The sequence below is a fragment of the Staphylococcus sp. EG-SA-2 genome (assembly GCF_017152085.1).
The window spans coordinates 1-8,942 of the sequence record NZ_JACYHC010000022.1 but is presented as its reverse complement, the minus strand read 5'-3'; the positions used below and the strand labels follow the sequence as shown (position 1 = coordinate 8,942).

Annotated in this window: 9 protein-coding genes and 2 pseudogenes; 1 reads left to right on the top strand and 10 read right to left on the bottom strand. The window is 29.4% G+C overall.

Annotated elements, in window-relative coordinates; translation table 11 throughout:
- Window positions 1–67 precede the first annotated feature (67 nt).
- The 9 genes and pseudogenes from IDG60_RS00190 to lpl1 form a co-directional block, all read right to left on the bottom strand.
- Complete coding sequence (locus tag IDG60_RS00190; protein ID WP_000835971.1) at window positions 68–850, bottom strand: tandem-type lipoprotein; 783 nt, start codon at window positions 848–850, stop codon at window positions 68–70.
- An 18-nt stretch (window positions 851–868) separates the two neighbouring features.
- Window positions 869–1,669 carry a tandem-type lipoprotein gene (locus IDG60_RS00185; protein ID WP_000540323.1) on the bottom strand — a complete coding sequence of 267 codons (801 nt, stop codon included), beginning with the start codon at window positions 1,667–1,669 and terminating at the stop codon, window positions 869–871.
- Between the two features lie 51 nt (window positions 1,670–1,720).
- Window positions 1,721–2,511 (bottom strand): annotated as a pseudogene (locus IDG60_RS00180) (tandem-type lipoprotein).
- Between the two features lie 59 nt (window positions 2,512–2,570).
- Window positions 2,571–3,353, bottom strand: a complete 783-nt coding sequence (locus IDG60_RS00175; RefSeq protein ID WP_001557596.1) for a tandem-type lipoprotein — start codon at window positions 3,351–3,353, stop codon at window positions 2,571–2,573.
- A gap of 18 nt (window positions 3,354–3,371) precedes the next feature.
- Window positions 3,372–4,157 carry a tandem-type lipoprotein gene (locus tag IDG60_RS00170; protein WP_001557594.1) on the bottom strand — a complete coding sequence of 262 codons (786 nt, stop codon included), beginning with the start codon at window positions 4,155–4,157 and terminating at the stop codon, window positions 3,372–3,374.
- A 60-nt stretch (window positions 4,158–4,217) separates the two neighbouring features.
- Window positions 4,218–4,979: a tandem-type lipoprotein gene (locus IDG60_RS00165; protein ID WP_001557593.1), complete on the bottom strand. Its 762-nt coding sequence runs from the start codon at window positions 4,977–4,979 to the stop codon at window positions 4,218–4,220.
- Window positions 4,980–5,023: 44 nt separating this feature from the next.
- Complete coding sequence (locus IDG60_RS00160; protein ID WP_000542365.1) at window positions 5,024–5,809, bottom strand: tandem-type lipoprotein; 786 nt, start codon at window positions 5,807–5,809, stop codon at window positions 5,024–5,026.
- 47 nt (window positions 5,810–5,856) lie between these two features.
- Window positions 5,857–6,651 (bottom strand): tandem-type lipoprotein, encoded by a 795-nt coding sequence (locus tag IDG60_RS00155; RefSeq protein ID WP_000540879.1) that lies wholly within the window; start codon window positions 6,649–6,651, stop codon window positions 5,857–5,859.
- 30 nt (window positions 6,652–6,681) lie between these two features.
- Entirely contained in the window at window positions 6,682–7,455 is a 774-nt protein-coding gene (gene lpl1, locus IDG60_RS00150) for a tandem-type lipoprotein Lpl1 (RefSeq protein ID WP_001802013.1), read from the bottom strand.
- Window positions 7,456–7,821: 366 nt separating this feature from the next.
- Here lpl1 and spn point away from each other — a divergent pair, with 366 nt between their 5' ends.
- Window positions 7,822–8,130 (top strand): myeloperoxidase inhibitor SPIN, encoded by a 309-nt coding sequence (gene spn, locus IDG60_RS00145; protein WP_000669519.1) that lies wholly within the window; start codon window positions 7,822–7,824, stop codon window positions 8,128–8,130.
- 108 nt (window positions 8,131–8,238) lie between these two features.
- Here spn and IDG60_RS00140 read toward each other — a convergent pair.
- Window positions 8,239–8,942 (bottom strand): annotated as a pseudogene (locus IDG60_RS00140) (FKLRK protein); the annotation flags it as partial.

Here is an 8,942-nt window from a genome sequence, read left to right as displayed (position 1 = left end):
ATACATGTAATTCATTTAACTTTATTATTAAATGTTCTAACGTCATTTTTTATAATAATAATTATACTTATTTATCCTCGCTTGGATTAAAGTAGACACTATCTGTGAAGTAAATATTTTCTTCCTTATTTTCAACAAAGGTAAATTCAATATTTTTATATCCGACTGATGAACCTTTTAAATTACCTGAGCCTTTCAATAATAATTTGGGCGCTTTTTGCGTCGGGATATTATATCGCTTACGTAATTGCTCTACATTATAATCACTGTTTTTCAATTGATATTGTGCAGAGTATATTGGTACTTCTGGGTTATATGACACTTCGTCCTCTTTATAGTTTTCCAATTCTTTGAAATTCCCGTATTGTACAAAGAATTTAAATTCTTCAATTTCTTTTTTTACTTTTTCATCATCAATTGATTTTAATGGAATCATTTTATTATTTTCCATTTTCACAGGATACCTTTTTGTATGATTGTGTGTCATTCCATCGCTATCTTCAACAACTTCTCTAACAATATAATTCCCTTTAGCCGTTCTAGTATTTCTGTTAATTTCTATAACTGCTCCCCTAGATTCCAGATTTTCTCCTTTTAATTGGATTTTCATTTCAGATCTAATTAGCCAAGTCCCTTTATCATCTTTTTCAAATTCTCCATCTCTATATCCTTCTTTATCATAAAACTCTTCTAGATTTTCAGTAGGATACTTGTCTAAAGATTTCGCAAAACTCTTTTTGATTTGTTCTTCTTTTGAGTCTCCAGTAATCTTATTACTACCACAAGATGTTGCAAAAATGATTAAAATCAACAGACTTATGCACAATCCAATCCTTTTTATAGACTTCATTGTTACACACCATCCTCATCATTCATCATCTTCATCCACCTTCGCCGGCTGGAAATTTAAAGAATCTATTACTGACAAATCGCTTTTTTCACCTTTTGAAAAGTCAATTTCCAACTTTTTATAACCCACAGAACTTCCTTTCAAATCACCATCAATATGCATTTTTAATACCGGTGCTTTATCAGTAGGAATATTATAACGACTTCTTAATTGCTTAACATTTTCATCTTTATTGCTCATTTTAAATTTTGCGTCATAACTTGGAACATTCTCATTAATTGAGACATCACCATTGCTGTAATTTTTCAATTCTTTAAGATTTGCATATTGTCCAAAAAATTTAAAGTTTTCTATTCTCTTTTTTAGATTTATATCTTCTACTTTATCTAATAAGATAATTTTATTATTTTTCATTTCAACTTTATAATTTTTTCTATCTGGGAATTTGCCCTTATTATAGAATGTCTTAACAAAATAATGTCCCTTTGCAGTCCGTGTATTTCTATCTAAGTATAAGACCATACCTTCATTACTCAATCCACCTTGTTTATTACTTTTAGCAAAATCTGTATATATAGTCCACATTCCTTTGTCACCCTTTTTAAATTCGCCATCACGGTATCCTTCTTTATCATATAAGTCCTCGAGATTCTTAATTGGATACATATCTAACGTTTTCGCAAAGCTCTTTTTGATTTGTGTTTCTTTTGAATCTTCTTTTGGCTTTTCTGAAGTATCGCTTGATTTATTGCAACCTATTATAAAAACACTCACAACCATAACAATTATGTAAAGTACAACTCTTTTAAAATATCCCATCTTTTCACTTCTCTCTTGTTTTAAATTAGTTTATGCCCTTGGTTTTATTTACTATTTACTGTGTGATGGACCGAAGTTCAAAAAATCACTCATAAAAGTCTCATCATCTTTCTCCTTAGAAAATGTGTATTCTATCTGTTTATATCCAACTGAGCTACCTTTAATATCGCCGTCTATATGCAGTTTTAATATTGGAGACTGCTTGGTTGTAATTGGGTACTTTTCTCTAAGTTTTTTTACATTTCCATCACTATTATTCCTTTTGTACTCTGCTTCATAATAAGGAACATTTTCATTGCTAGATATTCTTCCATTTTTATAATTTTTCAAGTCTTTAAAATCGGCATATTGCCCGAAAAATTTAAAATTTTCTATTTTTTGTTTAAGATTTTCATCTTCTACTTTGTCCAATAGAACTATCTTATTGTTTTTAAATTCAACACGATATTTTTTTCGCGTGCCAACTTATCCACTTCATCATAAGTTGTTCTTACAGTATAATATCCTGTTGCTGTCCTCGTATTTCTATTAAAATGTAGTACCATACCTTCGCTATTCATTTCACCTTGCTTGTTGCTTTTAGCAAAATCTGTTGATATTGTCCAAGTCCCTTTATCACCTTTTTTAAATTCGCCATCACGATATCCTTCTTTGTCATATAGATTCTCGAGATTCTTAATTGGATACATATCTAACGTTTTCGAAAAACTCTTTTTAATTTGTGCTTCTTTTGAACCTTCTTTTGGATTTTCTGCAGTATCGCTTGATTTATCACAACCTATTATAAAAACACTCATAACCATAATAACTATGTACAATACAAGTCTTTTTAAATAACCCATCATTTCACAACTCTCTTTATTCTCAATATTTGCTTTTGTTGACTAATATCAACTTTTTGTCATTTTGTTACTTGGAACGAACTCAACGCTGTCAACATAATAAATGCTTCTTCTTTACTTCTACTAAATATGATTTCTATTTCCTTATATCCTACAGAAGACCCCTTTATATCTCCAGATCCCTTAAACAATAATTTTGGTGTCTTGCTAGTTTTTAGATTAAATCTCTTTTTCAACTGTTGAATGTTTCTGTCATTTTTCTTCATTTTATATTCTGCAGAGTAATTGGGAGCATTAGGATTATATGAAATATTAGTAATCTCATTCCGATCAAAATGATTAAAGTTTCCATATTGTGAAAATAATTCAAACGACTCTATTTCATTTTTTAACTTTTTGTCTTTAACATCTTTTACCAAAACTATCCTATTATTCACCAATTTCACTGGATATTTCTTTTCATTTTTTTGAACATCATGATTTTTATCTTCTTTCAATTCTCTAATAATATAACTTCCTTTAGCAGTTCTCTTATTTCTATCTAACTTTAATATCATTCCTCGTGATTTTAAACTCTCGCCTTTTGGTTGTGATACTATAGCTGAATACAGAACCCACGTCCCCTTATCACCCTTTTTAAATTCGCCATCACGGTATCCTTCTTTATCGTATAAATCCTCGAGATTCTTAATAGGGTACATATCTAACGTTTTCGCAAAGCTCTTTTTAATTTGTTCTTCTTTGGAATCTTCTTTTGTTTCATCACTTTTACCACAACCTGCTACCATAACTATTAAAATCAAGATACTTATGTACAATGCAAACCTTTTTGAATATCCCATCGCTTCACATCCTCCCTATCATTCATCATCTTTATTTTTGGCAGGTTGAAAATTTAATGAATCGACTATTGATAATTCGCTATTTTCTTCTTTTGAAAAGTCTATTTCTAACTTTTTATATCCAACGGAACTGCCTTTTAAGTCCCCATCAATATGCATTTTTAATATTGGAGCTTTATCAGTAGGAATGTTATAACGGCTTCTTAATTGCTTAACATTTTCATCTTTATTACTCATTTTAAATTTCGCGTCATAACTTGGAACATTACTATTAATTGAAACGTCGCCATGGTTGTAACTTTTCAAACTCTTGAAATCGGCATATTGTCCGAAAAATTTAAAGTTTTCTATTCTTTCTTTAAGTTTTTGATCTTCCACCTTGTCTAATAAAATAATTTTATTGTTTTTCATCTCAACTCTATAATTTTTACTATAAGAGTTTTCATGATTGTCATATATAGTATCTACAAAATAATATCCCTTGGCCGTTCGTGTATTTCTATCCAAATTTAAAACCATACCTTCATTATCTAATACACCTGGTCTATTACTTTTGGCGAAATCTGTGTAAATCGTCCACATCCCTTTGTCACCTTTTTTAAATTCGCCATCTCGATATCCTTCTTTATCATATAGGTCCTCGAGATTTTTGATTGGATACATATCTAACGTTTTCGCAAAGCTCTTTTTGATTTGTTCTTCCTTTGCGTCTTCTTTTATTTCATTACCTTTGCCACAACCAATTATAAAAATACTCAACACCATAATGCTTATGTACAATACTACTCTTTTTGAATCCCTCATTTTTTCACTTCTCTCTATCATGTTAATATTTGTTGAGTACTATCAACCTTTGTGTTATTTTTAGTCACTTGGAATTAAGTTTAATCCATCTGAAAAATATATATTTTCTTTTTTATTTTCTATAAATATAAATTCAATTTCCTTATATCCAACTGAAGACCCTTTCAAATCCCCCGAACCTTTCAACAACAATTTAGGCGCCTTTTCTGTTGGAATATTATATCTTTTTCGTAATTCTTTAACATTATAATCATCATTTTTCAGTTTATATTTCGCTGAATAAATAGGAGCTTCAGAATTATAGGAAATGTCACCATTTTCATAATTCTCTATTCCTTTAAAACTGCCATATTGCACAAAAAACTTAAAGTTTTCAATTTCCTTTTTCAACTTTTCATCTTTTATCTCCTCAGTTGGAATAATTTTATTGTTTATCATTTTCACAGGATACTTTTTTTCTGTTTCTCTTTCATCAAGGCTTTTTCTTGAATCTATTTCTTCTATTGAAAAATAACCGGTTGTGGTCCTAGTATTTCTATTCATGTATAATATCATGCCTCTTGAAGTTAAACTTTTACCTTTTGGTTGAATTATCATTTCAGATCTAACAACCCACGTCCCTTTGTCTCCCTTTTTAAATTCTCCATCTCGATATCCTTCTTTATCGTATAAATCCTCAAGATTTTTAATTGGATACATATCTAACGTTTTCGCAAAGCTCTTTTTGATTTGTGTTTCTTTTGAATCTTCAGGAGTGTCAAATACGCCACTGCAACCTGATGCTAATAGAATTAAGACTGACGTCCTATACACAACGCACATTTTCTAAAATTATTCATTGTTCCGTATCCCCTTTTTTATCATAGCTAATAGTTCTCACTTGAGGTAAACTCCAAACTATCAGTAAAAAATATATTCTCTTCTTGATTCTCCACGAATGTAAACTCAATGTCCTTATGTCCGATTGATGAACCTTTTAAATCTCCAGTACCTTTCAACAACAATTTGGGAGCCTTTTCTGTTGATATATCATATCTTTTACGTAATTGCTTTACATTATAATCATTATTTTTCAGTTGATATTTTGCTGAGTAGATAGGGGCTTCAGAATTGTATGAAACCTCTCCATTTTTATAATTTTTTAATTCTTTAAAATCACCATATTGTGAGAAAAACTTAAAATTTTCTATTTCTTTTTTTACACCTTTATCATTAATTGGATCAATAGGTACTATTTTATTATTCACCATCTTTACTGGATAACGTTTTTCTTTATCCTCTGTTTTTTTTAAAGTATCATTACTTGTTTCATCTACAATAAAATATCCTTTTGCGGTTCTTGTATTTCTATTTAAAAATAGATACATCCCTCTTGATTTCATAATTTCACCTTTTGGCTGTTTAACCATTACTGAACTGATAACCCATGTCCCTTTGTCACCCTTTTTAAATTCGCCATCTCGATATCCTTCTTTGTCATATAAGTCCTCGAGATTCTTAATTGGGTACATATCTAACGTTTTCGCAAAGCTCTTTTTAATTTGTTCTTCTTTGGAACCTTCTTTTGTTTCATCACTTTTGCCACAACCTGCTATCGCAAATATTAAAATCATAACGCTTATGTACAATGCAAACCTTTTTGAATATCCCATCATTTCACGTCTCTCTGCTTTAGAATTATTTCTACATCTAATAAACTTTAGCTATCTTCATCAGACGGCCCAAAATTTAAATAATCTCTTAATGTTGTCTCTTGATCTTTAACTTTTGAAAATTTATATTCTATTTTTTTGTATCCAACTGAACTTCCTTTTATATCACCATCTATATGTAACTTTAATATTGGAGCCTTTTTCGTTGTAATTGGATAAATATCTCTAAGTTTTTTTACATTTGTATCACTATTATTCAATTTGTATTCTGCTTCATATCTCGGTACATTTTCATTAGTTGTTATACTTCCATCTTGATAATTTTTTAAATCTTTAAAATCGGCATACTGACTAAAAAATTTAAAATTTTCAATTTTTTGTTTAAGTTTTTCGTCTTCTACATTATCCAAAAGAATAATCTTATTATTTTTAAGTTCAACACGGTATTTTTTCTCATTCTGATTTTTGCTAATATCATCATAAATTTTATTTACAAAATAATAACCTGTTGCCTTTTTGGTATTTCTATTTAGATATAAAACCATGCCTTCGTCATCTATTTCACCCGGTTTGTTACTTTTTGAAAAACTTGTGAGTAAAGTCCAAGTCCCCTTATCGCCCTTTTTAAATTCACCATCTCTATATCCTTCTTTGTCGTATAAATCCTCGAGATTCTTAATTGGATACATATCTAACGTTTTCGCAAAGCTCTTTTTGATTTGTTCTTCTTTTGAATCTTCTTTTGCTTTTTCCGCAGTATCGCTTGAACTATCACAACCTATTATAAAAATGCCCAAAATAATAACACTTATGAACAGTGCAAGCTTTTTTAGATATCCCATTTTTTCACATCCTAATATTCCTTATCAATACTATTTTTTCGCTGGTTTATAACTTAAAAATTCAATGACTGATAATTTGCTGTTTTCACGTTTTGAAAAGTCAATTTCTAACTTTCTATAACCTACAGAACTGCCTTTCAGGTCCCCATCAATATGCATTTTTAATATAGGTGATTTTTCAGTCGAAATATTATAACGACTTCTTAATTCCTTAACTATTTCATCTTTATTGCTCATTTTGTATTCAACATCATAACTAGGAACATTTTCATTAATTGAAACATCACCATTATTATATTTTCTCAATTCTTTAAGATTTGCATATTGACCGAAAAATTTAAAGTTTTCTATTTTCTGCTTGAGCTTATCATCTTTTACTTCATCTAATAAAATAATCTTATTATTTTTCATTTCAATTTTATAATTCTTTTCATCTGGTAGTTTACCATTCCGGTAAAATGTAGTAACAAAATAATGGCCTTTAGCGGTTCTAGTATTCCTATCCAGATTTAAAACCATACCTTCATCATCCAATTCACCCGGTTTATTACTTTTAGCGAAATCTGTGTATATCGTCCATGTCCCTTTATCACTTTTTTTAAATTCGCTATCTCGATATCCTTCTTTGTCGTATAAATCCTCGAGATTTTTGATTGGATACATATCTAACGTTTTCGCAAAGCTCTTTTTGATTTGTTCTTCTTTTGAACCTTCTTTTGTTTCATTACCTTTGCCACAACCAGCTATAACAACTATTAAAATTAAGATGCTTATGTACCATGAAAGTCTTTTTAAATATCGCATCGTTTCACGTCTCTTTGTTTTATACTTCATTTATATTCTCTTTTCATATAAATAATTAATTATTTTGTATATTTCTCTTTTACGTTACCAAAATATACATATACAATCAATTTAATTTCTTAATTAAATTTGTACTTATTATTATGTTGCATTATTTTTTATTATTGTTTCATTTGATTTAAACCCTTTTTGAAATCAAGGTTTTAGTAGGAAAAATCCATAAACACCGTTTTAAAGATTAATTGCATTTAAGCAATATTTGTCAGTTTAACTATTTATTAAAAATTATTAAATCGACTTAATAAACGTAATTTTCTTAATATTCAGTGTTATGATAGAGTTACAATTTTTAGAGGAGTGATAGATATGAAATTTAAAAAGGTTTTAGTAGCTACGGCAATGGTAGGTGTATTAGCAACTGGCGTTGTTGGATATGGTAATCAAGCAGATGCGAAAGTTTATTCTCAAAATGGACTCGTACTACATGATGACGCAAACTTCTTAGAACATGAATTAAGCTATATCGATGTGTTATTAGATAAGAATGCTGACCAAGCTACAAAAGACAACTTAAGATCATACTTCGCCGATAAAGGACTACATTCAATCAAAGACATTATCAACAAAGCTAAGCAAGACGGCTTTGATGTTTCAAAATATGAACACGTAAAATAAATTCAATAATGCTTTGTAACGAAGCAAATAAAAAACAGCTCAATGACGTTGAAGTCAGTGATTAACTCACTAATTTCATTACATCATTAAGCTGTTTTATTTTATTAATTATTTTTCTAATTTAGGTGTTGTACGTTCAACTTTCTTTTCACCTAATGGATAGAACCAAGTTGATGGATTACCTTGAACATCATATCCTACAATTTTATCACCATGTAATTTATGATATGCAGGCGTGTTTTCAAGTTTTTCTTCAAATTCACGTTCTTTCTTTTCTTCCGGAGATTCATATACATCAATATATTTAGAGACAAATCCTTGATGTAATAGGTCACCAGTAATAGGTTTAACTACTGCAAAATTCAATGTTTCTCCATTTTGCAATCTGAAACCAGCTTTTTCAGCATCAAAGCTAAATTTACCATTTTCATCTACTTGAATATCAGGGAACAATTGCGCATCACCTAAGTCAGAATATACTTTCACTACTGCATTCGCGAATTTAGTCTTCCCTGTAATCTCTTTAGTTCCTTGTTTATCAAGAATACCTTTACCTTTTTCTGTATGATATAAGCTTCCGTAAATTTCATCTACATGTATATCTTCTTTAACATCTTTCAATACTTTTACTTTTTCCACTTTAGTATGGTCATATTTTGTTTCTGCTTTATCGATATCTTCTAAGCTCGTTACTTTAGTTTTGAAAATTAATGACTTCAATGCTTCATCTTCATCATCAGGTGCAAATGTTAATGAGATTTCATCATTTTTCTTTAACTCTAAGTTATCAAAAGGATTTTTTTTGAAATCAA